Consider the following 22,748-nt stretch of genomic DNA (forward strand, 5'->3'; position numbering starts at 1 on the left):
GAAGGGTCCCTTTCGTTATCAGCCTGTCAGAGTTCGGCTACAGCCTGCCAGACAGTTCGAGGTCGAGGACGTACTGGCCATTGCGGCTCACGTCTTCCCCGGGGGCACAGATCCATGTTTCGGATTCAGGGTGCTCCAGGATCTTCAGCCCTGAGCTACGCAGCATGGCTTCGGCAGCCGCGCGATTGGGTATCCACCAGTTGGTCTGGTCATTTGCGTAACTGTGCTCGATGAAGTACATCCGCGGGAACTCCGGGTGCGTGAATATCTCCTTGTTCCAGAAGTGATAGTTCTTCTCCCACTCGCGCACCTGTTCGGAACCGCGAATCATCGTCTGGAATAGCAGCTTCTCGCCGACCTTCTTTACAACCTTGTCCAGTGCAAACAGCGGGTAACGGAGGTGGTAGAGCACGCCCATAAAGATTACAAAGTCGAACTGGCCTGGAATCGTGTCGACATCATAGACAGAGCAATTCTGAAATTCGATGTCGAGCCCCAGCTTCTTCGCCGCAAACCGTCCCTGGTTCAGGTATCGCTCGTCGATATCGATACCCAGCACGCGTTCTGCCCCACGGCGTTTCATCTCGATTGAGTAGAATCCGCCGTTGCAGCCGATATCGAGCACGGTTGCACCCGTGAGGTCGTTCGGAACCGTGGGCTCGATGTGCTTCCACTTCACATTCGGGAAGTCACCAAGAAAGTGCTTTGGAGCAGTTGGGACACCGAACAGGTCGATGTTGTGGAACCATTCGCCCAGTTCCTCGACTTCCTTCGTCAGCGCCTCGCGGTCGGCCATGCCGGACGGGCTGCTCGGGACAGCGACATCTGAACCGGAGTTTTGCGGAGTGCCGTGCAGGTGTGTAGACATGGTCGTGGTACGCCGGGGCGCTGCTCCGCCCGTTCAGGCGAAGTTAGATGCGGCCGAGCTACTTGGGATGCCCCGCAAGTGTGCAGCAATGTCACGGATTTTGACCCTCGCCTCTCCTCATCCGACAAGTGCGTGGGGTCACCCGTGAACGGCGCTACACTGCCCGCCGTCCGGTCGCCAAATTGATGATCGCGACGATAATTGCGATCACGAGCAGTACGTGGATCAGGCTGCCGGCGACGTGGAAGCCCCAACCGAGCAACCACAAGATCAACAAAATCGCGAAGATTGTCCAAAGCATATGGTCACCTAACGCCAGAGGGGAGCTGGCTCTCCCAAGGTGAGAGTCTGCCTCGCAATGCCGAGTTGTCTGTTTCGCCCGCCAACGCGGAGACCGTGACTCTCTCGACTCGCGACTTCTACAGGCAAAAAAGGGACGCACCCGCTCAGGAGGAGACGGGCGCGCGCCCAGAGTAGCCAGATTTCCCACTGCAACTACTGAATCGATTCCAGGCGGTTGCGTATCTGTGTCGCGAGTTGGCATACCGAGCGAAGCTTCGCCTGTGCATCGTGTGGCAACTCGGGAATGTGTAACGCCAGTTCCGATGACAGCAGGATGCCCGTAATCGCTCCGCGGATTTCGCTTCGAAGCAGAGACTCCGCCGCGCGCATAGCGATCAAGCGCTCCTCCTCGTGTCGCCGCATGGCTTTCTTCACCTCGCGCGTAATCCTCTCGGTACTGCTAATCGGAAGGTTCACGTAGATTGGTACCGCCAGGCCGGAGATGTGGAGGAGGGTATCCACACCTTCGGGTTCGGTTTCAACCAGCGGCTCATCCAGCACCACTGCGGAATACTCACTGCCGCGCAGCAGCGCATTCGCGCGGCGAAGGTTAGCGGCAACCTCAACCTGCTCAGACACCGCGACCGCCAGGGCCGCCGCGCACTCGACGCTACGGGCAGAAGAAGACACCATCAGAATCATCGACTCGCTCCATTCAGGCGCGCAGGCACACAACTCTGCGCTCAACGCTCGTGCAGCCAATCAGCAGCCGTATGCGGCGCTACTGTATTTGTCCGTACTCTTTGAGTTTGCGGTAAAGGGTGGTTTTGCCGATGCCCAGCAGCCGCGCGGCTTCCAGCTTGTCGCCGTGCAATTGTTCGATGGCGCGCATGATGGCGTGCTTCTCGAGATCGGCTATGGGAAGGATGCCCTGCGCCGAATTCGGTTGCGGTGCGGCCGCCACAGTCTGCGACCGCCAGGTTTGCACGTTAGTCGGCATGTCAGATACATGAATCGTGGGGCCGGAACTGAGAGCACATGCACGTTCGAGACAGTTCTCGAGTTCACGCACATTGCCGGGCCACTCGTACGCAAGCATCAACTTCAGAGCTTCATCGCTGATGTTGCGTTGCACGCCCGTAGCGCGCGCCAGCCGCTCCAGGAAATGGCCGGTGAGGAGGGGAATGTCCTGCTTGCGGTCACGGAGCGGGGGAATCCGCAACGTAAGCACATTCAAACGGAAGTACAAATCGCGCCGGAAGGTTCCCTGCGTTACCGCTTGTTCCAGATCGCGGTTGGTCGCCGCAAGTATGCGGACGTTGATCGGGATCGACTTGGTTCCGCCCACCGGACGGATTTCTTTTGCCTGCAAAGCCCGCAGCAGCTTAGCCTGCAAGTCCACCGGCAGCTCACCGATTTCATCGAGGAACAGGGTGCCGCCCTCGGCGATTGCCAGCAGCCCCTCCTTTGAGCGAACTGCGCCTGTAAAGGCTCCTCTGACGTAGCCGAATAGTTCACTCTCGATTAATGTGGGCACCAGCGACCCGCAATCAATCGGGATGAATGGCTTATCGCGATAAGGTCCGGAGAAATGGATCGAGCGTGCGACAAGTTCCTTGCCTGTACCGCTCTCGCCCAAGATGAGCACGGGGTGCGTGCTGTGCGACGCCTTGGAGACGATGCGATACAGCTTTTCCATCTCCGGCGCGCGGCCAACAATCGACCCAAAACCCTGCTTCGACTTGATCTGCTCGCGCAACATCCGGTTTTCGGTGGTCAGCTTCAGATGGCTAGTAACACGCTCAAGCAAGAGCGTCAGCTCTTCCATGTTGAACGGCTTGGTCACATAATCATAAGCGCCGCTCTTCATTGCCTGCACCGCTGACTGCACCGTCGCGTGGCCGGTGATTACAATTACGACGGTTTCCGGGCGGCGCCGCTTGATTTCGCGAAGCACGTCGAGTCCGCCGGTGCCCGGCAATCGCAGATCGAGCAGCACAACGTCGATACTCGTGGTGTCAAGTACCCGATATGCGTGGTCGGCAGAGTCTGCGATGTAGGTGGAGAAACCTATCGCTTGTGCAACTTCGCGGCACCCATCTCGGATGGCCCGCTCGTCGTCAACGATAAGCAGGTTGAGAAGGTTCGCTTCCGGCTTTTCCAGGTTCGGAGCCATCGATTCAGCCACAAACATTGTAGTAAGACTGTCCACCGGCGGGAAAGGAGTTTCTTTCCCCTCTCGCGTAGTCATTTCCGAGCCCATCATCGTGCTCCTCCTGTAATCATCATCCGAATTCAACGATCATCGATTGATCGAGACGCTTGCATTTTGACCAATGTTCATGCGGGTGTTCGCACTTCCCGCGTTGAAGTCCCGGTGCCGACTCGCGCGCATCACGACGGCTTCCCGCCGATTCCGTGCAGCACGCGACACGTTCGCCTGTGATGAGCAGAACATTCATCAGTGACTAGCCGTTCGCGCAACCGTGCTGTTCGGCGGCGGTTAACCCGTCGCACGCCTCGCGGACAAGCGCCGCCCCACGCTCTCCGCCGTCGCAGACTTCCAGCGCGTGAAAATGCAGCGGATGTTCCGGCCCCAGCGCCCGCGCAAGGAGGCCAGCGTGAACCAGGATTCCCGTAAACAGGTTGCTGAGATCGTGCAGTGCGCGTCGAACCTTCTGCGCTTCGAGACCGGGAACGTTCTGTGCTGAAATGTCACTCATGTATGCTCGTCTCTCGTACCACTTCCATAATGCAAGCAGCGCGCCAAAGCACCGCATTCAACGTAAGTTGATGCAACCACGGGCTTTGCCCAAGATTGCCGCGTTCGCCTGCATTTTCTCGCGATCAGCCCAGTCCCGAATCGGAATCGCTCCACCTTGGGACTGCCTCCTCGATACCGACAACCTGAACGACAACATCACCTTGCAAAAACGGGAATTTAGAACTGAGATGGGTTCGAAACGGGAAGAATCGAGCAGTGCGCAGCGTGGTTGCGGTTACTTGGTCAATAAATAAGTGAAAGCCCGGTGTGAGCCGGGCTTTTAATCAATGGCAATTTTCATTCACAAAGCTTGTCAACGCAGAGTGACGGGTTGCGTCAACCGGAACGTAAGCCGCCGTTCGATGCCGAAGCCGACATCCTTTTTTCCTGTGGCGGCAGCGGTGCCTGTACCAGCGCCCGCGCCGACGGCGCTGCCGATCATCGCTCCCTTGGGACCGCCGAGCAGGCCGCCAACGATTGCGCCACCACCAGCGCCACCGCCGATCATCGCCCAGTTACGCTTCTTGTGCGAAGCGCCGCGCGCACTCACGCTGGAGCTTGACACCGCCACTGAGCGTCCGTTCAGGGTAATGCTTGCAAGCGCGATCTGAATCATTCCAGGATCCTGCAATCGTCCCGACCGATGCGCTGCGACCACCCGTCCTGTAACCGCCGCGCCGGCAGGCGCTACCGTAGTTCCCTTCACCACGATGGGGCCGTCGAGAACCGCCTCAAAGCGATCACCCGCGGTTGCCGAGGCGCTTGAAACAGCCGTCTGCAACCGTACAGTGATTGGCGTGCCCGAAGGAATCGTGAGCGCCTGTGTTGGAACGTTGCGGCTCGGCTCGGAGCTCGGCTGCGAGCCCTTTTGCTCGCTTGCCTTCGCAAACGGCAACTGTTCAGACGACGTACTCGCGTCATTGGCGCCACTCGCAACCGGCGTGTTAGCGCCGGACTCCGGCTCCGCTGCTGCCTGCGTACTGTCCGGCGCGCGGCCGCACGCGCTCAGTACTGCCAGCGCGAGAATCATCGGAATGAATTTGGAAATCGAATTCTTCATCATCATGGGAGGCTCTCCTTCCCTCTCAGCTACTGCCCAACGGGGCACGGAGCCGCCGTTATACAAAGCATTCGGATTGCCAAAGCCAGGTAAGCACTTTCAGGAACTTGCAGCGCTCGTGCTTCACTGGGGTATGTAGATTTTTCCGGGACGGGAAGAGAGTTCCTGGATTGCGCAATCGCCGGAAACAGCAAAGGGCCGCTCGCGGCGGCCCCTTGCCTCACTTGTTACTTTGTGTATTTCCTTTTCTATTTCCTACTGCGCTGCTCCACCCGTTGCGGGACGTTCAACGTTGTCACCCGGTGAAACCTTTGTTGCCGGCTGAAGCAGAAGGCCGTTGTAAGCCGTGGCTGCGAGCAGGCGTCCGTTGAAGTCGATCACGCTTCGTATCGAAAGGCCCAGATCGGACGTCGCAGTCCAAGTACGCCCGGCATCGCGGCTTTCATAGATACCGCGTGCGCCCAGGGCGGTGGCCAACATGCGACCACTTCCAGCATCGGTCTCGATGCCTACGACGTTGCGAGCCGGAAGTCCCTCCAGCACATGCACCCAGGTTCGTCCGTGGTCGGTGCTGCGCAATGCACCCTCGCGGGTGGCGAGCCACATGGTGCTATTGCCCGGCGCGAGTGCGCCTGCAATCGCCACTCCATAGATCCGCGTTACGTATCCCGGTACATGTGAAGCCGCCCACGTGCTGCCGCCATCTTGCGAAATCAGCAGTCTTGTTGGCGTTGCCGCAAGGACCGTGTCGCCCAGGGCGCGAACGCCGATAAATACTTTCTCTCCTGCCGCGGCTCCGCCATTCCAGCTACGTCCCTCGTCACGGCTGACGAACAGGCCCGCGTTGGTCGCCGCGAACCAGCGGATACCACGAGCATCCACCTGCGCGACACGCGCGCTCAACTCGGATTTTGTCCACTGCGGCTTCGCCGCCGGCGGCGCGATGAGTTTTCCGCTCTTGGTACGGCGCGGCTTCCCCCCCACAGCAGGCTTCTGATTCAGGATCGTGTTGATCGGCTTCCACGTGGTGCTGTTTGGGACAAGGCTGAAAATGCCACGGTTCGTGGCGCCAACCAGCGTTCCGTCTTTTGCCTGGGAAATATCGAACACATCACGCCCGGCGAGCCCATCGCTGACTTGCGTCCACTTTGCCCCGGCGTTACGCGACACGAACACGCCTCCGAACTCCTTATCGTTCACGACAGCCGCGAAAACCGTGCTCCGATCGGTGCGATCAACCACCATGCGGGAGACCTGGCGATGCGAGAAGCCGGTATTGACCATGCGGAAAGTCTGGCCGGCATCGTCGCTGGCAAGCACTCCACTGCGATCGGTCGCAATGAGGAGTCGCGAAGCATTTCGCGGATCAACCATCACGTCGTTGATGATGTGATTGCCGGCGGTAATGCGTTTGAACGTCTTCCCGCCGTCAACAGTCTTCCAAAGTCCTTCCGTCGTTCCTGCATAAACCACCGCCGCTGTCACCGGGTCCTGTTGCAGCACGCGCGTGCGGCGCGCCGTGGCCGGTATGCCCTGAACCTTGCGGAAGAGGTCGCCTGCGCTTTCACTCTTATAAATCCCGGAGCAGGCGCTGGCGTAAACAACGGCCGGATTGCTGTGGTCGATGATGATCGAGAACACATCGGAGTCGTCTACGACGCCCTGCTTGATGTTGTGCCAGGTGCGTCCGCCGTCCTCGGTTTTCCACGGCAAGTGCCACGTGCCTGCATAGACAATCTGCGGATTGCGCGGATCGACCGCTACGGACTCGATATTCTTGATCTCGGCGTGACCTTCTGGAGAGATGCGTTGCCACGTATCTCCACCGTCTGTGCTGCGGAATACGCCATCAAGCGCGCCGATGGTGATGATGCGAGCGTTCGTTTGCGCAAGCGCCATCGCGCGGATGCTCTTGCCGCGCATCGCGGGGATCACTTGCCACGTGCGTCCGCCATCCCGCGTTCGGAAGAGGTCGCCATCGTTCTCGGCCTCAACGCTCCATGCGGCAACGTAGATCGTATTGGCATCATTTGGGTCGACTGCGATGTTGTCTAGAACGTAGGCGTCGCCGGGACCAAGATGCGCGAACCTCGCCCATGACGCGCCGGTATCCGTGCTCAGGAATAGCTGCCCGGCACTGGTTCCCAACAGTATGCGGTCCGGGTTACGCGGATCATATGCCAGCGAGCGGACATCGCCGCCCTCGGGTCCAACAGGCACCCACTGTGCGTTCGCAGACGGCGATAACAGCAGCAGGATAGCGACGACAAAAACCCTCAGCAAAGACTTCTGCAAAGGTTCGTACCCCATTTCCTTAGAGTATTCGGGCTAAGCGGAAGGTGCCACTTTGCGCAGCAACACGCAAGGTTACGAGAGGACAAAAAAGCACGGCCGGTACGACGCGCGAAGCATCGTACCGGCCGCGTTCCAAAGTAACTTCCCTACTGCGGCGTCTGGGCCTTCGGAGCAGCCTTGCTCTTTCTGACCGGCTTTGCCATTGCGCTCTCGTCAACAACCGTGGTGCCTTCACCAACGAAGGAAGCGCCCGTCGGGACAAGCCAGATTTCGGACTTGTTCTCGTCGCCGGTTCCAGTGCGGACTTCAATCCGGGTCGGATCGATGCCCTTTTCCTTGACCAGGTATTCCTTGGTGTTGATCGCACGCTGCGCGGCGAGGTTCTTGTTCGCCTTCTTCTTGGTCTCGTCGGCGGTTGCGTAGCCAACGACAACGCCCTTCGCGTCAGCTTCACGCTGCAGGCGCAGAGCAACATCGTCCAGCACGGCTTTCGCCGCGTTATCCACGCGAGCCGGGCGCTTTGCGTCCGGGAACGTGATCTGGTTGATCTTGCTGGAGGTCGGCGGCGGCGGCGGAACTTCGACGTTCACCGTGCTCGAAGCCGAGGCCGTAAGGTTCCGGTCATCGCTGACCGTGGCGTTGATCGTGATCGGGCCTGCCGGTGCACCGGCGGTATCCAGCGTTGCGGTCGGACCGTTCTCGCTCAGGCGTCCGCCAGTCGCGTTCCACGAGTAGCTCAGGGGACGGTTGTCGGGGCTGTTGCCCTGGCAGGAAACCGTCGCCGGGTCGCCAGACTTAATCGTCGCAGGGCTCGCGGAGCAGGCGATTGTCGGCGGATGCTTCGGCGGTTCCTTCACTGTGTAAGTCGACTTGCATTCGGCCGTCATCTGGTTCTTGCCCTTGCCGTTGTCGGTCACGCGACCGGTAACGGTGTAGCTGCCCGGCGCCACTCCAGTGGTGTCAACCGTTGTGGATGCTGCCGTGCCAGAGACCTTGCCGCCCGTCGTTGTCCAGGCGTAGCTCAGGGTGCGCTTCGGGTTGAAGTTGGCCGGAGCCAGCGTAACCTGAACCGGCTCGCCTGCCATCACTTCAGCGGGCTGCTGGTTGCAGGTTGCGGAAACCGGGACCGGGGGCGCGCCACCACCCAGTTTGAACACCAAGCCGCTCTGGAGACGAGCACCATCCCAGCGGTTCGCAGTCACCTGCAATCCCTTGTCGCGATACGTTGTGTAGATGTAGTCAGCCTGAATCAGGCGGAACGACCAGTGGCGACCGATTTCGAGATCGAAACCACCGCCCGCGCCGAGCGCAAACGCGTTGTTCTCTCTCAGCCCCGCGGGCGAGATGTGCGAGAACCCGAACAATACTTCTGCAAATGGCGAAAACTGCTCACTACGCAATTTCAATTGCGGGCCAGCCATGAAAGTGCTGACGTTTGCTTCATCTTTGTAATGGCCGTTGAAGTCGAGCGCCAAACCAAAGTACTTGTTGATGTTGAAAGTTGAAGCAACGCCGAAGCCCTTTGGAATCGACGGCACTTTGCCAGTCGGCACGCTGCCACCGGGGTTCAGCCAGGAATAGCCAGCGAAAATCTCTGCCTTAGGCGGGTTGTCTTGCGCCATCGCGGCTGTGGCGCTGAACGTCAACGCAAAGGCGAGCGCGAACAGGACCAGTGCGACCCTGCCAATATGGATGTAACGACGAAGCGACATTCGAAATCCTCCAAGCGAACAAAACGATACAAATTTCCAGTAAAACGGGAACTTGCGGGCGGAACGGCGGACAAAAAATAGCTCCGACCGGTACTTAAGTGTACAGGAACATAGTTAGAGTTCAACAAAAAGCCGTTAGAATCAATAGGTTACTAACAGGTTACCCTTGTCACCCTTGCATGTGCCAGGTTGGTTATCTTCATCATGCCGGAGGTCATATGACAGTGCTCCGCGCTTTTACCTTTGTCCCGCGATTACAATTGAAAATATTCAGCGCGAAAAAGTTACACGGTGAGTGAATCCGGCATCTCACTCTGTGATTATCTACGGGTTTATCTCTGGCTCGCGCGCGGGTAGTTTGGACTTTTCCTGCCGATTTGGGTAGCGAATCTGTCCTGGTATGGAGAACGAGGTTCCATGAACTTAGAAAAAGTTCTAATTGTTGAAGATGAAGAAAACGAACGCACAGGTCTCGCCGAACTTGTTTCTGCGTGGGGGTATCGCACGGAGACGGCGTGCGACGGTGTAGAAGGCCTGGAGAAGGCCGGAACATGGAGCCCGGGCATTGTCATTACCGATCTGAAAATGCCGCGCATGGATGGCATGGATCTGCTGGAAAAAATCGCGCAGCAACCCGAAGAGATCGCCGTCATCCTGCTCACGGCCCAGGGCAGTATCGATGCCGCAGTAGCTGCGATGAAACTAGGCGCATATGACTTCATCGAGAAGCCCGTCAACCCCACGCGATTGCGGAACATCCTGGGCAATGCCGCACGCCAGCGTGGTACCGAACGAGAACTGGAAGCTACCCGGCGCAAGTTGCGCGATAGCGGGCAGCTTGGCTCACTGATAGGCTCCTCGCGCAAGATGCAGGAAGTGTTCCGGCTGATCGAAATGGTCGCACCCAGCACTGCAAGCGTGCTCATAACAGGCGAGAGCGGCACCGGCAAAGAGCTGGTCGCCCGCACCATGCACGAGTTGAGCTCACGAAAGAACAAGCCTTTCGTAGCCATCAACTGCGCTGCAATCCCTGAGACGCTGATCGAAAGCGAAATCTTCGGACATGAGAAAGGTGCATTCACCGGCGCGCTCGAACGCCGCACCGGCTGCTTCGAACTCGCCGAAGGCGGCACGCTGCTGCTCGATGAAATCGGCGAGATGCCCATCGGAACTCAAGCCAAGCTGCTGCGCGTCCTGGAAGATCACCGGCTCCGCCGCCTTGGAAGCAAAGTCGAAACGCCGGTGGATGTGCGAGTGGTCGCGTCCACCAACAAAGTACCGGAAGACGCCGTAGCGAAAGGCGAACTACGCAACGACCTCTATTACCGGCTCAACGTGTTCAACATCAACATGCCGCCGCTTCGCGAACACAAGGAGGATTTACCCGACCTTGTCCACATGCTCATCAAGGACATGAACGCAAAGCACGGCCGCAACGTGCGTACCGTTAGCGATGCTGTCATGAATTTATTCAATGGCTTTGCCTGGCCTGGAAACGTTCGCGAGGTTCGCAACACCCTGGAGCGCGCAGTGATCGTCTGCGACTCCTCGGTGATCGAGCCCCGGCACCTGCCGCCCGGCTTCGGCTCGGTCACGCCGAAGGCTCCGGTACAGGAAGCCAACGCCGTGCGCCTCGCCGTCGGCACCACGGTCGAAGAAGCGGAAAGGCTGCTGATTCTGAAAACGCTTGAGGCGACGCACAACAACAAGACGCGCGCAGCGGAAATCCTGGCCATCAGCCTGAAGACGCTGCACAACAAGCTGAAGGAATACGGGCAGCAGTCAAACGGAGCTGCGACTGCCGAACTGGCGGCCAACCACTAAGCGAGTTCGAGCGCCGGTATCGCGCACGTGGCCGTGCGTTGATGCAAGCGCAACGGCAAGCAGGCACTACAATCTGATACTGCCCTTCGTCGAACTGTTCAATGCCAAGGATACGACTCAAAACAAAGTTGGTGCTGGCCATTAGTGCCATGGTATTTGCACTCGTGGCCGTGCTGTCCTGGATCTACATCTCGCAGATCGTAAGGCAGCGTGTAACGGAGTCGTACGAGAGCGGCGATTTCGTCGCGCACCAGGTTCTGCACCTCACGCGACAGGCGCTGGAAATCGATCTCAGCAGCACGCGTCTCGATGTCGATGACCCGCAGAAGGTTCATGACGCCATCGAGGAGATTTTGCAATCCGATCCCGGATTGAACTCGCTCCTGCAATCGATTGTCGGCTACTCGCCAACGATTTACGACGTGGCCATTGCCGACCAGGCCGGCAAAGCGATGCTGCACACCGACGCCGGAGCCATCGACAAACCTTTCCCCCAACGTACCAGCCTCTCGGAATTACGTGATGGTGGCTTTTTCGAGCAGTTGTCCGTGGTGTATGGAGAACCGCGTGTTTACGAAGTTCAACTGCCAATCCAGCGCGGCGACAAGCCATTTGGCGAGATCCGCGTAGGCCTCTCCACGGTCTTTCTGAAGAACGAGCTTCAACCGCAACTCAATCGTGCGTTGCTATTTTCAGGGATGGCAATCCTGCTGTCGCTCATCTTCGCAGCCAGCATGTCGAATATCGCGCTGCGGCCACTGGAAGCTATTGGCCGCCGACTCGACCTGATGACCTCTGACGTCGGCCAGTCGCCCGAGATCGAGAGCGTCGCCACCGACGAGTATGGCGTGGTAACCACGAAGATCGATCGACTTGGCCGCCAGATCCAGGATGTTAAAGAGGTCTTCTCCGCTCTTAAAGAAAACCTCGACCAGATCATGGGCACATTGCAGGACGGCCTCATGCTCTTCACCCGCGATGCCCGCGTCGTGCTTGTAAGCGCGTCGGCGGAACGCTTCGTCGGCCGCCCGCGGAACGATATGCTCGGCTACGACGTCGAGCAAATCTTTGATGACAGCACTCGCCTGGGACGAATTGTGCTCGACGCCTTTGCGCTGCACCAGCCCATCACGCAGCGGGAGATAGAAGACGACGCTGGCCGCCGCATGCAGATCTCGCTCGACTTCATCGAAGAACGCGGTGAACGCATTGGCGCGCTACTCACCATGCGCGATGCCGAAAGCGTGCGTCGTATCGAGAACGAGATCGAACTTTCGCGTCGCCTCGCGGCCATCGGACGCCTCACCTCGGGCGTCGCACACGAGGTCAAGAACCCGATCAATGCCATCGTCGTCCACCTCGAAGTACTGCGTGAAAAGTTGTCGCAGGTCGATCCCGACACAAGACGCCACATCGACGTCATTGGCGGCGAAATCCGGCGCCTTGATCGCGTCGTGCAGACCCTTGTCGACTTCAACAAGCCAATCGAGTTGCGGCTCGTGGACATTGACTTGCGCAAAATCATTGACGAAGTCCTGCTCCTCGCCTCTCTTGACGCCGGGCGCCACGGCGTAAACATAGAGCAGCAAATCAGCCCGGAGCCGCTGCTGGCGCGGGTCGATGCCGACCTCATCAAGCAGGCTCTCCTCAACGTTGTGCTCAACGGCGTTCAGGCGATGCCTCAAGGCGGGGCGTTGAACATCTCCGCGCTTCGTGAGAACGGGACCGCCCTCATCGAAGTGCGCGACCACGGGGCCGGCATTCCCCCCGAAATACGGGACAAGATTTTCAACCTCTACTTCACTACCAAGAAGCAGGGCAGCGGTATTGGCCTCGCCATGAGCTACCGGGTTTTGCAACTCCACAACGGCAGCCTGGACTTCCAGTCTGAAGAGGGACGAGGTACCACGTTCAGGCTCACGCTTCCCATCGCGGGCGTAGAATCTGGCTCTGAGGTCGCACAGACTCACACCTCACAGACATGACATGGTTGGCTGAGTTAAGGTGCTGAAAGACGTATGAACTTGGTACGAAAAATCGCAACTGTCGCGGCGCTGTTGGGTCTACTGGTTCTTGGCGGCTGCAAGAAGAAGAAGCCGCCCGTTCCTTCTCCGCAGACGCAGGCGCCTACGATCTCCGCGCCTGAACCGCAAGTGCAGCCTCCACCGATTCAGCCGCCCGTGACCGCAACCACGACTACGCCTTCGGCCGACAAGCCTTCGGTCACAGCGCCCGCAAAGCCCTCGGCCGTCAAACCCAAGCCGAAGCATCGCTCGAAGAAGCCGATAACCGCGACCTCACCGAAGACGACTACGGCTAAGAACACGAACAAGACTGTTGCCGATGGTGGCAGCAGCGCCGATAACAACGTTCAAATTTCTCCCGAAGTGCCCCGCGACGAGATGGCCCAACAGCGGCAGGACACGATGAAGCTGCTGGATTCCACTGAACTCAATCTCCGCAAGATTAGCGGCCGAACATTGAGCGATCTCGATCAGGGGACCACGCGGCAGATTCGCAACTACATCACGCAATCGCGTCTCGCCGTGCAAGACGGTGACTTGGAGCGCGCTTACAACCTCGCAACAAAAGCTCACCTGCTCTCAGACGAGATGGTAAAACGCCAGTAAAGCAGACGGCAGACGGCAAACGTCAGACACTAGACTTCAGACGGCAGCGGTCGAACGGCAGGCAACTTCGGCTGCTGGCGAATTGACGCCCTGGTTGTGATTCCTTGAAGGGACACGCCTTCAGGCGTGCCATAAATCGCACTGAATGAAGGCGGCTTATAGCCGCTGAGGTTTAGCCGCCGGGTGTCGCACAAGTTCGACCGAAATGCGAAAGCTGTTCGCCTTGTTCGTCAACGGTCCCCCGAACGGTTGCGCGCGCCGGCAACACGATCAGTTTCGGAAGCGAACCGTCTGCACGACGGAAGCCATCGAGATCCGAAATGTTCTCGAATCGCTGGTCGCGCAATAGTGCCGCCGAAGGTATGTCGCCGAACTCGAACAGGTCGCCGGGCGTAAACGTCTGCTGCGCAGCAACGATCAAGTCACGCTCATCGCGGATGTCTGCCTTGAACAGCGGATCGAGCACAAGCGCGTAGTAGACGTCGAACTCAATCTCCCCTGGACTGTCCAGATGGCTGATCACCAGGTTGTGGTCATAGGCGCCATCGCCTTGAAACTGAGTTCCTGGCGATACGATGTACAGATTGGGACGCCCATCGCGCGGCTTGGCACGAGTGGCGGCGAGCTGCCAAGGCCCAAGCACCACGTACGCGCTATGGCTCATCATCGCCGGCGTAAACCAAACCACCTTGCCATCGAAAAACACCCGCGTGGAGCGCGTCGCGGTTGCCGGCGGCTTCTGAGTGTCCCCTGAAATGGCAGCGGCAGTGCCGCCAGTCACTCCGGCCAGCACGAGCCCGAACACCGTCCAGCGCGAGATGGTTTGAGGCAGGAGCATGGTTGGTGTGGCCCGAAGCATTGCCTTCCTGATCGAGGGCATAAGCCCAAGTCGAAGAATCCCCTTTGCCAGCTCGGCGCTGATGAGAGGGGGTTTTTATCCGCGACTTCGTCGCTCCGCGCAGGAACGCAAACTTCGTCCCTGTACTTAGATGAGGCCGGAAGACCAGCGCTGCTTTAGATTTCAATCTTTTCGCCCAAAGTGTGTTGTCTACATATGACATACCTAAACTCCAACTGATAATCACGGAGTCATACAGCATCATTCCACGCGGCCACGCCAAGAAAAAAGCCCGCCGGAGCGGGCTCGGAAGTATAAGGGCAAGGCGCTGTTCAGTTTTGTTTGGTAAGTGTCACGATGAGCTTTTGCAGGACGTCTTTACATTCCCTGCCTTCAGAGATGGCTTGCTCCACAGGACCGAACAGCGCATCCACATCCGGACGCATGTTCTCGCGGATCTGTTTGCACTCTTCGTCCCAACGGTGATTATGCAACACGTGGAAGAACGTGTTCGCCGCCTGAGAGCTGAGGTACTGCTCCTTGCAGAATCGCACGAACTCAACGCATAGGGGCTGACGCGTTGTTTCGCCAATCTGCTGTTCGGCGGCCTTCTGCTTCTCCACAGAGGGCATCGGCGCGTCGATGGTCTTTGTCATAACAAATCCAGCATAGTGCTGGCCTTCGTAGATGGATGTGAGCCCGGATACATCGCTTTGTGCTTGAGAAACGTCGCTTGAACAATTAACCAGGTTCAAAGCTCGCCAGTACGCAGGTGCATCAATTTCTTGATCCGGCAACACCAGATCACAGCCATTCGGCCAATATCCTGCTATTCTGTTTGTTTCCCACACACTGATTTCAAAGCAGGAGTATTTGGACGCGAATGTCGAAGAGTCTTGAGGGTCGTACAGCCGTTGTATTCGGAGTGGCGAACAAACGCAGCATCGCGTGGGCGATCGCACAGCACTTGCAGGACGCAGGCGCGCAACTGGCAATCACCTACCAGAACGAGCGTGTGCGTCAGGAAGCGGAGGAGATGATCCAATCGCTTCCCAATGCTAAGGCTTTCCAGTGCGACGTTTCCAATGACGATGAGATCGCCGCACTGTTTGAAAGCCTGCGTGAGAGCTTCGGCAAGTTGGATGTGCTGGTACACTCCGTGGCCTATGCTCCGGCTGACGAACTGAAGAACGACTTTTCCCAGACCACTCGCGAAGGCTTCCGCATCGCGCACGACGTCAGCGTTTACTCGCTCATCGCCGTCTCGCGCGCCGCAGCTCCGTTGATGACCGAGGGTGGCAGCATCATAACGCTCAGTTTCTTCGGCGCGGAAAAGGTCGTTCCCAACTACAACGTGATGGGCGTGGCGAAGGCCGCGCTTGAAGCCTCGGTCCGCTATCTCGCGAACGACCTCGGACGCAAGCAGATCCGCGTGAACGCAATCTCCGCGGGTCCGATCAAGACATTGGCTGCGCGCGGCATCAGTGGACTCACCGAGATGCTGAAGGCACACGCCAACCGTGCACCGCTGCAACGCAATGTGGACGTGAATGAAGTCGCGGAGACAGCCGTCTTCCTGGCTGGCCCTGGCGGCAGCGGCATCACCGGCGAAACGCTTCATGTAGATTGCGGCTACAACATCATGGGCTATTAGTTCGGCCTAAACGCCTCAACTGGCAAAAGAGGGATTCGGTCGAATCCCTTTTTTCAATCCGTCGCCGGTGAGCTTGATACCGGTTCAGCAATCCTGGCCGTGCTCCGCGCTTCCTGCACCAGTAAACTTTCGGCACGATATCCCGCCACAAGTGCAACAAGATATGTCGTAACGCCAAACAACAGGACGACGTTGAAGCCATGCCACATCGCCGCAATGGTCGCGGCAACGCTGCCGTACACAGAGGCACAGCCGTTGATGCCCCAAGCCCACGGAACGAACAGGCGTGCGCGGTCGCGTACTACTTCGAGACCGGCCGGGAAAAAGATTCCGAGCGCGAAACCGATCGGCACGATACCGAGCACGGTTGCTGCGACACGAATCGTCATCGACATTCGCAGCAGGATAGGAGAAAGGCCCGCGAAGCCGACTGCAAAGGCGGCCACGGACAGCACCAGCACGGCAGTCGCAATGGTTATCTTTCTACGGAACGAAACACCCCAGCGACTGCTGACTCCGCTTCCGATTCCCGCCGACAACAGCATGCCGCTAAGCACGGCAGGGATGGAGTACATAGGGTTGCCGAGCAGCAGAATGGCCTTCTGCATCAGCGCAACTTCCAGCAACATGAAGCCGAAGCCAAGGCTGGCAAAATACAACGTAAACGAACCTGAGCCGTTGCCTGCGATTCCGCCACGATCGAAGAAGTAGAGCGGCAGGAAGATGGCGCAGATCATCGCGATTGTAGCGGCAATCGTAATCTGGAACATCGTGCTCTGGACGCTGCTTCCACGAAGCGTATTCAGGCTCCAGTTGTCGAGATCGGAAAGCGAAGAAGTCTCGAAGAAGAACGGCGAGTCGTCACTTGTGGGCACAATCTTATAGGGGTACTTGCGGAAAAATTCGCTCTGCGTCCCGGAATCGTAGGAGGCGAGCAATTCGTTGAATGCGGCAGAGAACTCCGGGATGTGCTTGTCGTTGTGCGCCTCGTAATAGAACTGCTCAAACTCCCGCTGTTCGGCGGCAGGTCTGACCTTCGGCCAATACAGTACGGAGCGGTCGGCCCGGCGGGCAGCCTCGGCCAAAGCGTTGACTTCGGCTTCCGAAAACTCGCCATTCTTGAAAATCGACAGAGCCCAAACGTCATCGCCGATGACCATGACGCGATTCCCTACTCGGTTCACGCCCGAACGTCGCCATGCTTCGGCCGCAAGAGAGGTGAGACGCAGCGTCTCCTTCGGCGGGAACGAGTTCCACCGATACATCGCGAGATAGCCGTTCGGCTTCAAGTGGCTGAAGTAATCCTGAAACGCTTCGACGGTGTAGAGGTAGTTCTCGCTCAAGACATACGCGCCAGCGTTCAGTGCGGCAAACGTATCGATTGCTATGATCTGTACGAGATCAAACTTGCGATCGATTGAACGAATCGCGTTGCGACCCTCGGCGTGAATCGCGGTTACGCGCGGGTCGGACATCATGTGGCTGTTCCAGTCCTGGTAATCCTCGGTCGTGAGTCGATGGGTGTAAGGATTCAACTCGACCGTGAAGACCGAGGACGGATTGTTGGCCAGCGCGTATGCCACGTCGATGCCACCGCCCGTGCCGATAATTGCCACATCTGGATGGTTCAGGACGGAGTAAGTGATTCCGGAAGGGTGCACCTGTGCCCCTGAGGCGACTCGGCTGAAGATATCTGCGATCGCGCCAGAGCCGACCAGACGCGTGTGCGCCGATCCATCCTGTGTGATGATCTTGTAAGAATCGGGCGGATGCTCTGTGTAGTTGAGTACCTGCGGCGTGTGTCCGCCGACCACGTCGATACGGGCCAAGGTCGTCCAGCGCGTGCGCTCGAGGTGCGCTCCCTTCGAGAGCATCTCGGCGAGTTCCTTGTACGGCTCGGGCAAATATTCGAACTTGTCGCGCAAGCCGAACAGCAACATGGAACCGAGTACGGCGACGACCGCGATGCTGAACCCGGACGTCGGGGTTCGCATGAGGGCTGAGCTGCGGGTCCAGAGAATCGCGCACGCGGCGACCAGCAGGGCGAGTAGGCTGACCGCCCCCACAGCGCCGAGCGCGGGCAGGAGCACGAAGAACAGGACACAGCCAAAGCTCGCTGCTACCAAGTCAAAGAAGTACAGCCTGCCTGTTGTGGCCGCTGCATAGGCCATGATGAGCGAGATGGTGGCCCCTGCGAAAATGAATGGCGGCACCGAGACGATGTAGCAAATCATCAGCTTCCACGCGGAGTCAACGTCTGTCATGAGAGGCAGCGCTCGTGATATGACCACAACACTCAAGAGCATGCTGATGCTCATGGCCGCCGTGCAGCGTGCAATCGCGCCGGCGGTATCCTCGGCCGTATTCAGGCTGCGTCGTTTCAACCAGGTAACGAACGAGCCGCTAATCCCGAACCCCAGCAGGGCGATGGATATCGCCAGGTACACGATGTGATTCCAGAAAATAAACGAGAGAATTCGAGTCTGGACAAGTTCGAACGTGAGTGCCGAAAACGAGACGACAGCGATCGTCAGGTACGTTGTGCCAAGCTTCTCCGTTCGCGAGTGACTTCTGCGTCCACCCACTCCCGCCCTCCTCAAGAATCGAATGACTTTGAACGTAGATGGGCAAATCGGCAGGCGCATGGTGCGCCAATCTGTGCCGAAAAACTTTCGGAGTTGATTTCGTCGCGTTTAGTTGCTTTGGTACTTCGAAACACCCTCGCCGACTCCACCTGTGTACTTGGGCCAACAGGGTTGCTGCACTTCAGAGACTTGCGAATCCTGTTCACCAGAGCTGAAAAGACTTAGGCCACAATGCGCGGGTTGCGAGCCGCTGTGGCCTTTTTACTCCAGCTTTATACCTTCGAAATAACGGTGGCAGTTTATCCAGAACACCTGGAATTGCCGAGTTTTGGCCTCAGGATCATTCTTTAGTGGAGACGATAATCGTGCGGCGGGTATCGCCATCGCGCTCGATTGCAATTTCCACATCGCGTTCGTGGACGAAGCGCTCGAACTTCTCTCCCCATTCGATGAGCAGGATGTTGCCGTCTTCGACAATGAGGTCGTCGAGGTCCAGGGTATAGAGTTCGCGTTCGGTCTCGATGCGGTACAAATCGATGTGGTAGAGCGTTCGCTCCGGGCCACGATACTCGTGTACGAGCGTGAACGTGGGACTGGTGACGTCCTCTTGCGCGGCGGCTTCGAAAGCCTCGGCGATTCCCTTCACCATCGTCGTCTTGCCCGCGCCAAGGTCTCCGCGAAGGAGAACGATGTGGGCTTGGCGCAGAAGCGGAGCGAGTTCGCGTCCGAGAGCGATGGTGTCGTCAGCCGAGCGAGTGATGAATTGTTTCTGCATTGCTTGTCTATTGTTGCATGAGCAACCCGAAAACATACCCTCAGCGGCTAAAGCCCCTGACATCTGAGCGCCCTACGTCTGACGTCCGATGGCTGACATCCGACATCCGACGCCCGATGTCCGCCGTCCGCTCTACGCTATTCGCAAAAGCGGTTTCTGTTCTGCCCACTGGCGAGCGCGATGCATGGCATGAGGCAGGTACTTGAGCAGATCGGTGGCGATCAGGGCCTGTTCGCCCAGTTCTTCGCGAGCGATATCGCCGGACATTCCGTGCAGGAAGACGGCAGCCCGGACCGCGGACGGTATCTCCGACGGGAACTGTGCAATGAAGCCGGCGATCATGCCGGTGAGTACATCGCCCGTGCCTCCGGTTGCCATGCCGGGATTTCCTGTGGGATTGATCCACGCCTGGCCAGAAGGCAGCGCGACAATGGTGCGCCAGCCCTTGAGGACTACGATGGCTTGTCGCTCGGCGGCGCATCTGCGAGCCACGCCGATGCGGTCGCGCTGAATCTTTTCCGTTGTTAACCCGGTGAGCCGCGCCATTTCACCGGGATGCGGTGTGAGCACCAGCGGGTGAGAGCGGCCGCTGAGTTGCGTGAGATTGCCTTCAAACGCGTTGAGCCCATCGGCATCGATGACCGTGGGCAGCTTCGTTTTCGAAACTGCTGTGCAGACGAAGTGCGCGGTATCGGCGTCGCGTGAAATTCCGGGGCCGATGGCAAGAACGTTCTTCCCCTTCGAGATCTTTTCGAGCCGCTCGTATTCAAGCGCGCTGAGCGAAATCGTGCCTGCCTCCGTTTCTGCCAAAGGTTCGGTCATCAACTCGGGCGCGAAGCTGGCAACTGTGGAGAGCACAGAGCGCGTTGTGCCGATGGTGGTGAGGCCTGCGCCGGAACGCAGCGCGCCCATGCCAGCCATGGCTGCTGCGCCGGCTTTGCCGATGGAGCCTCCGATGATGAGGGCGTGGCCGAAGCGTCCCTTGTTGGCGTCGAGCGGGCGCGGCGCAAGCAGCGGCGCAACTCCTAGCGCGGTGATGGCGAGAAGATTGAGGGACGAGATGACGGCTTCGTCCGGCGAACCGATCTGCGCAACGTAAATGGGGCCGCGGGTGAGCGCGCCCAGCAGATGCGCGGGGCGCGGAGCGGTAAATGTAACGATGGCATCCGAGCGCGCGATGGCCGCTCCCGTCTGCACGACCAGGCTATCGGCGTCCGCACCGGAGGGTATGTCAACGGAGAGCACGGGAATGCCGGGATGGTTCAGGGCTTCGATGGCGTGCGCGACAAGCCCGGTGACCGGCGCGCGGAAGCCTGTGCCGAGAACGGCGTCAATGATGATGTCGGCGTTGGCAAGGCTGCGCGAGAGTTCGTTCTCGAGATCGCGTTCCGAGCGAATGACAACGGGTCTTATCGGCAGGCGATTGAACATATTGGCGGCATCGCCTTTGAGTTCGTGCGGGTCGGCGAGCAGAAGAACTTCGACCACCTTGCCGGCCTGATGCAGTTTGCGCGCGGCGACAAATCCGTCACCTCCGTTGTTGCCCTTACCGCAGATGATGGTGACGCGGTTGGCGGCCGGATAGAGTTCGCGGGCGACGTTGGCAACGGCAGAGCCGGCGTTCTCCATGAGGCCAAGCGAGTGTACGCCGAAGCGTTCGCTGGTGACGCGATCGATGGTACGCATTTCCGCGGCAGTTGTGAGCTTCATGATCTATGCCCGTGAGGCAAGTCCTTCCAGTTGTCGCGGCAGCGAAGAGGCTTCATTGCCGTTCGGAGATTGTACGGCATAGACTCAAAGAAAAGCCCTCCACACTGGGCGGAGGGCCTTGGATGTAACCGATTGAATTTCTCAGTCTGCCACAGGGACCTTGGTCGCGGCCTTCTCAACGGCACGAACACGACTGTGGGTGCGTCCGTAGCCGAAGTAAATGATAAGACCAAGTGCGAGCCAGATGATGAGGCGCTCCCAAGTAACGGCAGGCAAGCTGGCCATGAGATAGAGCGCAACCACAATGCCTGCGATGGGCACGAATGGTACCCACGGAGTTCTGAATGGACGCTTCAACTCAGGTCTACGCACACGCAGTATCCAGATGCCGGCGCACACGATAACGAAGGCCAGCAGCGTACCGATACTGACGAGGTGGCTGAGATCGCTGATCGGCAGCAGCGCCGGCAGGAATGCGACGAGCACGCCAACAACGATGGTCGAGATCCAGGGCGTACGGAAGCGCGGGTGAATGGCGCCAGCCCATTTCCAGAGCAGTCCGTCGCGCGACATGGAGTAGAAGACGCGCGATTGGCCAAGCAACATGACGAGCATGACCGTGAACAGGCCGAAGATCGCGCCAGCCTTTACAACCAGGCTGCTGAGCTTAATGGCATGACCACCCAGGCTGACGGTCCAACCGATATTGGTGGCATCGATACCGACGGCGACCGGGTCAGGAACGTTGAGGCGCTGGTAGTTGACTACGCCAGTCAGCAGTCCCGAGACCAGGATGTAAAGCACGGTGCAGACGGCCAGAGAACCGAGGATGCCGATCGGCATGTCTTTCTGCGGGTTCTTAGCTTCCTGCGCAGCCGTGGAAACGGCGTCGAAACCGATATAGGCGAAGAAGACAACAGCCGCGCCGGTCGCAATGCCGGAGATTCCGAACTCGCCGTAGTTGCCGGTGTTTTTCGGGATGAAGTCGCTCCAATTCATGCGCGCGATACCGGGGTTGCGCAGAACGTAAGTCCCGGCAATGGCGATGAAGATGACTACGATAGCGAGCTTAACGATAACGATGGCGGAATTGAGGTTCGCCGATTCCTTGATGCCGATGACGAGCACAGCCGTGACGAGAAGCACGATTGCAAACGCCACGATATTGAAGATACCGGTAGCCTGCGGAAGCGTGCTGGCATCAACGCCGGACGGCAGGGTGTTCATGAGAATCCAGCGATCCTGAAACAGGACCAGCTTGGCGCCAGGAACAGCAGTCCACTGCGGCGGGATGTGAAATCCGAGATCCTGTATGAAACTGACGAAGTATCCGCTCCATCCGGAAGCGACCGTGGCTGCGCCAAGCGCGTACTCAAGCACAAGGTCCCAGCCGATGATCCACGCGACCAGTTCGCCAAGGGTGGCGTAACCATAGGTGTAGGCGGAACCGGCGATCGGGATCAGCGACGCGAATTCTGCGTAGCAAAGGCCAGCGAAGGCGCACGCTACTCCGGCGAGAACGAAGGAGAGCATGATCGCGGGCCCAGCGTGCTGGGCAGCGGCCTGGCCGGTAAGCACGAAAATTCCTGCGCCAATAATCGCGCCGATCCCCAGGGTAATCAGGTTGAGTGGCCCAAGCGCACGCTTAAGGCTGTGTTCGCCTTCTTCCTTCGACTCGGACATAAGCATGTCCATTGGCTTAGTAATCCACAGCTTCGACATCCCTTGACTCTCCTTTACCTCGTGGACCG

The 22,748-nt window shown here is 58.6% G+C and carries 18 protein-coding genes; 4 read left to right on the forward strand and 14 right to left on the reverse strand.

Going from position 1 to position 22,748, the window contains the following annotated elements; translation table 11 throughout:
• Nucleotides 1-37: 37 nt before the first annotated feature.
• From VN622_02670 to VN622_02705, 8 genes are all read right to left on the reverse strand, one after another.
• Complete coding sequence (locus tag VN622_02670) at nucleotides 38-796, reverse strand: TIGR04290 family methyltransferase (protein HWR34758.1); 759 nt, start codon at nucleotides 794-796, stop codon at nucleotides 38-40.
• Between the two features lie 226 nt (nucleotides 797-1,022).
• On the reverse strand, nucleotides 1,023-1,169 hold the full coding sequence (locus VN622_02675; GenBank protein HWR34759.1) for a lmo0937 family membrane protein: 147 nt from the start codon (nucleotides 1,167-1,169) through the stop codon (nucleotides 1,023-1,025).
• Between the two features lie 194 nt (nucleotides 1,170-1,363).
• Nucleotides 1,364-1,852, reverse strand: coding sequence for a hypothetical protein (locus tag VN622_02680; GenBank protein ID HWR34760.1), 489 nt, complete (start codon nucleotides 1,850-1,852; stop codon nucleotides 1,364-1,366).
• A gap of 79 nt (nucleotides 1,853-1,931) precedes the next feature.
• Nucleotides 1,932-3,416, reverse strand: coding sequence for a sigma-54 dependent transcriptional regulator (locus tag VN622_02685; GenBank protein ID HWR34761.1), 1,485 nt, complete (start codon nucleotides 3,414-3,416; stop codon nucleotides 1,932-1,934).
• Between the two features lie 202 nt (nucleotides 3,417-3,618).
• Nucleotides 3,619-3,873 (reverse strand): hypothetical protein, encoded by a 255-nt coding sequence (locus VN622_02690; GenBank protein ID HWR34762.1) that lies wholly within the window; start codon nucleotides 3,871-3,873, stop codon nucleotides 3,619-3,621.
• A gap of 354 nt (nucleotides 3,874-4,227) precedes the next feature.
• Complete coding sequence (locus tag VN622_02695) at nucleotides 4,228-4,980, reverse strand: hypothetical protein (GenBank protein HWR34763.1); 753 nt, start codon at nucleotides 4,978-4,980, stop codon at nucleotides 4,228-4,230.
• A gap of 249 nt (nucleotides 4,981-5,229) precedes the next feature.
• Nucleotides 5,230-7,257 (reverse strand): transcriptional regulator, encoded by a 2,028-nt coding sequence (locus tag VN622_02700; GenBank protein ID HWR34764.1) that lies wholly within the window; start codon nucleotides 7,255-7,257, stop codon nucleotides 5,230-5,232.
• A gap of 158 nt (nucleotides 7,258-7,415) precedes the next feature.
• Entirely contained in the window at nucleotides 7,416-8,981 is a 1,566-nt protein-coding gene (locus VN622_02705; GenBank protein HWR34765.1) for an OmpA family protein, read from the reverse strand.
• A 417-nt stretch (nucleotides 8,982-9,398) separates the two neighbouring features.
• On the opposite strand from VN622_02705, the gene VN622_02710 reads away from it, so the two are divergent.
• The 3 genes from VN622_02710 (at nucleotide 9,399) to VN622_02720 (ending at nucleotide 13,435) form a co-directional block, all read left to right on the forward strand.
• On the forward strand, nucleotides 9,399-10,805 hold the full coding sequence (locus tag VN622_02710) for a sigma-54 dependent transcriptional regulator (GenBank protein ID HWR34766.1): 1,407 nt from the start codon (nucleotides 9,399-9,401) through the stop codon (nucleotides 10,803-10,805).
• A gap of 101 nt (nucleotides 10,806-10,906) precedes the next feature.
• Nucleotides 10,907-12,790, forward strand: coding sequence for an ATP-binding protein (locus VN622_02715; protein ID HWR34767.1), 1,884 nt, complete (start codon nucleotides 10,907-10,909; stop codon nucleotides 12,788-12,790).
• A gap of 33 nt (nucleotides 12,791-12,823) precedes the next feature.
• Nucleotides 12,824-13,435 (forward strand): hypothetical protein, encoded by a 612-nt coding sequence (locus VN622_02720; GenBank protein ID HWR34768.1) that lies wholly within the window; start codon nucleotides 12,824-12,826, stop codon nucleotides 13,433-13,435.
• 172 nt (nucleotides 13,436-13,607) lie between these two features.
• Here the strand turns inward: VN622_02720 and VN622_02725 are convergent, their stop codons facing one another.
• Nucleotides 13,608-14,294 (reverse strand): hypothetical protein, encoded by a 687-nt coding sequence (locus VN622_02725; protein HWR34769.1) that lies wholly within the window; start codon nucleotides 14,292-14,294, stop codon nucleotides 13,608-13,610.
• Nucleotides 14,295-14,605: 311 nt separating this feature from the next.
• A complete protein-coding gene (locus VN622_02730) occupies nucleotides 14,606-15,124 on the reverse strand; it encodes a hypothetical protein (GenBank protein ID HWR34770.1) in 519 nt (172 codons plus the stop codon).
• A gap of 32 nt (nucleotides 15,125-15,156) precedes the next feature.
• Here VN622_02730 and VN622_02735 point away from each other — a divergent pair, with 32 nt between their 5' ends.
• A complete protein-coding gene (locus tag VN622_02735; protein HWR34771.1) occupies nucleotides 15,157-15,927 on the forward strand; it encodes an enoyl-ACP reductase in 771 nt (256 codons plus the stop codon).
• 53 nt (nucleotides 15,928-15,980) lie between these two features.
• Here the strand turns inward: VN622_02735 and VN622_02740 are convergent, their stop codons facing one another.
• The 4 genes from VN622_02740 to VN622_02755 form a co-directional block, all read right to left on the reverse strand.
• Nucleotides 15,981-18,512 carry a hypothetical protein gene (locus VN622_02740; protein HWR34772.1) on the reverse strand — a complete coding sequence of 844 codons (2,532 nt, stop codon included), beginning with the start codon at nucleotides 18,510-18,512 and terminating at the stop codon, nucleotides 15,981-15,983.
• Between the two features lie 340 nt (nucleotides 18,513-18,852).
• A complete protein-coding gene (gene tsaE / locus VN622_02745) occupies nucleotides 18,853-19,287 on the reverse strand; it encodes a tRNA (adenosine(37)-N6)-threonylcarbamoyltransferase complex ATPase subunit type 1 TsaE (protein HWR34773.1) in 435 nt (144 codons plus the stop codon).
• Between the two features lie 132 nt (nucleotides 19,288-19,419).
• On the reverse strand, nucleotides 19,420-20,997 hold the full coding sequence (locus VN622_02750) for an NAD(P)H-hydrate dehydratase (GenBank protein ID HWR34774.1): 1,578 nt from the start codon (nucleotides 20,995-20,997) through the stop codon (nucleotides 19,420-19,422).
• 141 nt (nucleotides 20,998-21,138) lie between these two features.
• Nucleotides 21,139-22,719, reverse strand: a complete 1,581-nt coding sequence (locus VN622_02755) for an amino acid permease (protein HWR34775.1) — start codon at nucleotides 22,717-22,719, stop codon at nucleotides 21,139-21,141.
• Nucleotides 22,720-22,748 lie beyond the last annotated feature (29 nt).

The organism is Clostridia bacterium (assembly GCA_035561135.1).
Lineage (GTDB): Bacteria > Acidobacteriota > Terriglobia > Terriglobales > Acidobacteriaceae > DATMYA01.

Bases quoted from the DNA above. Each gene is read 5' to 3' on its own strand.
- VN622_02670 (HWR34758.1), bottom strand. From the start codon at position 796: ATGGCCGACCGCGAGGCGCTGACGAAGGAAGTCGAGGAACTGGGCGAA.
- VN622_02675 (HWR34759.1), bottom strand. From the start codon at position 1,169: ATGCTTTGGACAATCTTCGCGATTTTGTTGATCTTGTGGTTGCTCGGT.
- VN622_02680 (HWR34760.1), bottom strand. From the start codon at position 1,852: ATGATTCTGATGGTGTCTTCTTCTGCCCGTAGCGTCGAGTGCGCGGCG.
- VN622_02685 (HWR34761.1), bottom strand. From the start codon at position 3,416: ATGATGGGCTCGGAAATGACTACGCGAGAGGGGAAAGAAACTCCTTTC.
- VN622_02690 (HWR34762.1), bottom strand. From the start codon at position 3,873: ATGAGTGACATTTCAGCACAGAACGTTCCCGGTCTCGAAGCGCAGAAG.
- VN622_02695 (HWR34763.1), bottom strand. From the start codon at position 4,980: ATGATGATGAAGAATTCGATTTCCAAATTCATTCCGATGATTCTCGCG.
- VN622_02705 (HWR34765.1), bottom strand. From the start codon at position 8,981: ATGTCGCTTCGTCGTTACATCCATATTGGCAGGGTCGCACTGGTCCTG.
- VN622_02710 (HWR34766.1), top strand. From the start codon at position 9,399: ATGAACTTAGAAAAAGTTCTAATTGTTGAAGATGAAGAAAACGAACGC.
- VN622_02715 (HWR34767.1), top strand. From the start codon at position 10,907: ATGCCAAGGATACGACTCAAAACAAAGTTGGTGCTGGCCATTAGTGCC.
- VN622_02720 (HWR34768.1), top strand. From the start codon at position 12,824: ATGAACTTGGTACGAAAAATCGCAACTGTCGCGGCGCTGTTGGGTCTA.
- VN622_02725 (HWR34769.1), bottom strand. From the start codon at position 14,294: ATGCTTCGGGCCACACCAACCATGCTCCTGCCTCAAACCATCTCGCGC.
- VN622_02735 (HWR34771.1), top strand. From the start codon at position 15,157: ATGTCGAAGAGTCTTGAGGGTCGTACAGCCGTTGTATTCGGAGTGGCG.
- tsaE (HWR34773.1), bottom strand. From the start codon at position 19,287: ATGCAGAAACAATTCATCACTCGCTCGGCTGACGACACCATCGCTCTC.
- VN622_02750 (HWR34774.1), bottom strand. From the start codon at position 20,997: ATGAAGCTCACAACTGCCGCGGAAATGCGTACCATCGATCGCGTCACC.
- VN622_02755 (HWR34775.1), bottom strand. From the start codon at position 22,719: ATGTCGAAGCTGTGGATTACTAAGCCAATGGACATGCTTATGTCCGAG.